The following is a 2,007-nucleotide window of genomic DNA, read 5'->3' as shown; positions in this document are numbered from 1 at the left end:
ATGAAAGATCAACACAACCTAGCCTTTGATACACAGAATTGGCTTTAAGCGCGCTACAAGTTTCGCAATCTTGGCTTGATCGGCAGCGCGCACCACTTTGTCGACGTTTTTGTAGGCCTGGGGCGCTTCTTCAGCTACCCCCCGCAAAGAGGGACTGCGCACGATGACGCCGCGCCGTCTCAGTTGTTCGATAATCTCCTGCCCTGTCCAGGCTTTGAGGGCCTGGTTGCGACTCATCGCCCTCCCAGCGCCGTGGCAGGCTGAGGAGAGGGAAAGGGCCTCCCCTTGCGCGGTGCCGACCAGAATGTAGGAAGCCGTGCCCATGGAGCCACCGATGATGACGGGCTGACCGATAGAGCGAAAAGCTTGAGGAAGCTCTGGGTGGCCAGGCCCAAAAGCGCGCGTTGCCCCTTTGCGGTGAACGAACAGGCGGCGCTTTTTCCCCTCTATCTCGTGGGTTTCCTCCTTACAGGTGTTGTGGGAGACGTCGTAAATAAGGTCGAGTTCAGCTTTGGGGAAAAGCTCAGCGAACACCTCGCGCACCCAGTAGGTGATGATCTGGCGGTTAGCCAAAGCGCAGTTGGTTGCCGCCCGCATTGCTCCCAGGTAGCTTTGCCCCACTTTGGACTTCAAGGGCGCACAGGCCAGCTCGCGATCAGGTAGCTCTATGCCGTGTTCTTTAGCCGCCTGTTGCATCTTCTTCAAGTACTCAGTGCCGATCTGGTGACCCAAGCCACGGGAGCCGCAGTGGATAGTAATCACCACTTCCCCCGACTTAAGGCCAAAGCCTTTGGCAATCTCGGGATCGTAGATCTCGTCAACAACTTGGACTTCGAGGTAGTGGTTACCCGAACCGAGGGTTCCCATCTCGCGCCGCTGGCGCTCACGGGCGTAGGCGGAGACTTCGCTCGGCATTGCTCCGCGCATGCGGCCATGTTCTTCGATGCGCTCCAGATCCTCTTTCTTGCCGTAGCCCTGAGCAACAGCCCATTCTGCTCCGCCTTCGAGCATAGCTTCCATCTCTTTGTCGCTCAAGGAGATCTTGCTGCGGCTGCCGAGCCCTACCGGTACGCTCGCGTACAGGGCATTGGCTAGGGGCTCTGCCATCTCCTCCACTTCCTCGCGCTTTAGCCCGGTTCGCAAGGTTCTCACGCCGCAGGAGATGTCAAATCCCACGCCGCCGGCGGAAATCACCCCCCCTGCTTCCGCATCAAAGGCCGCCACCCCACCGATGGGAAAGCCATAGCCCCAGTGGGCGTCTGGCATCACGTAGCAGGCTCCAACGATCCCTGGCAAGGTGGTCACGTTGCTGGCCTGCTCGGCCACTTTGTCGTCCATTTCCCGGATTAACTCCTCGTCGGCAAAGATCAAGACCGGGACACGCATTCTGCCTTTTGGAGGAATGCGCCAGACTGTCTCATCCACACGCTCAAGTTTCTTGATATCCATAGGTTGCCTCCCCTTACACGTCCACCACGCACTGGGCCACCCAAAGCTCACCCTCTCGGGCTACCTTGAGTTCCGTGTAAGTTGCCCCCTTAACTTCTACCGCCGGTCGGTGCTTGGCATGGTCAACTCTTTCCCCCCACAGGCTGGCCTTGAGATGCTCTTTTGCCAGGTGCACTTCGACTTTTCCAAAGAGCATGCCTCTGACGGCCATCTCGTAGATCACTGCGTTCAGGAAATCCACCAACAACAGTTCCAGATCGCCTGCATTTCCTAGCTCGATCTCTAGGTGTTCTCTGGGAGCTACTTCATCCACGCTAGTGACCACCGCAGTCAGGGCCAAAGCTGCCTGGGCAAAGGCTTCCTCCGGCGTTGCCCCATAGCCGCGGACACCAATGTCAGCCATGTGTTCAAAGTGCTCCCATCTTGCCTGCACCACGGCAGTCCCCCTGCTCTCATTCTCAGGCCAAAGCCAGAGGCCACCTGGATAGATTAAGGTTTCTCTCTAGAAACTGGAAGAGGAAAGAAGGCGTAGCTCAAAGGTGAGGATGTTGGCAGCCA

The 2,007-nt window shown here is 57.8% G+C and carries 2 protein-coding genes; both read right to left on the bottom strand.

Annotation, left to right across the window (positions count from 1 at the left end; all coding sequences use genetic code 11):
• Nucleotides 1-18: 18 nt before the first annotated feature.
• Nucleotides 19-1,386, bottom strand: coding sequence for an RtcB family protein (locus NW819_RS14545; protein WP_414350401.1), 1,368 nt, complete (start codon nt 1,384-1,386; stop codon nt 19-21).
• A 76-nt stretch (nt 1,387-1,462) separates the two neighbouring features.
• Nucleotides 1,463-1,882 carry an archease gene (locus NW819_RS14540; protein ID WP_414350399.1) on the bottom strand — a complete coding sequence of 140 codons (420 nt, stop codon included), beginning with the start codon at nt 1,880-1,882 and terminating at the stop codon, nt 1,463-1,465.
• Nucleotides 1,883-2,007: the final 125 nt, after the last annotated feature.

Origin of the sequence: Synechococcus sp. R8-2, from assembly GCF_047461715.1 — a bacterium.
In the GTDB taxonomy this organism is placed as follows: domain Bacteria; phylum Cyanobacteriota; class Cyanobacteriia; order Thermostichales; family Thermostichaceae; genus Thermostichus.
The sequence above is the reverse complement of the archived record's forward strand: the minus strand, read 5'-3'. Positions and strand labels throughout refer to the sequence as shown.

What these genes read in the sequence shown, in the direction of transcription:
- NW819_RS14545 (WP_414350401.1), bottom strand. Translation starts at nt 1,386, where the DNA reads ATGCGTGTCCCGGTCTTGATCTTTGCCGACGAGGAGTTAATCCGGGAA.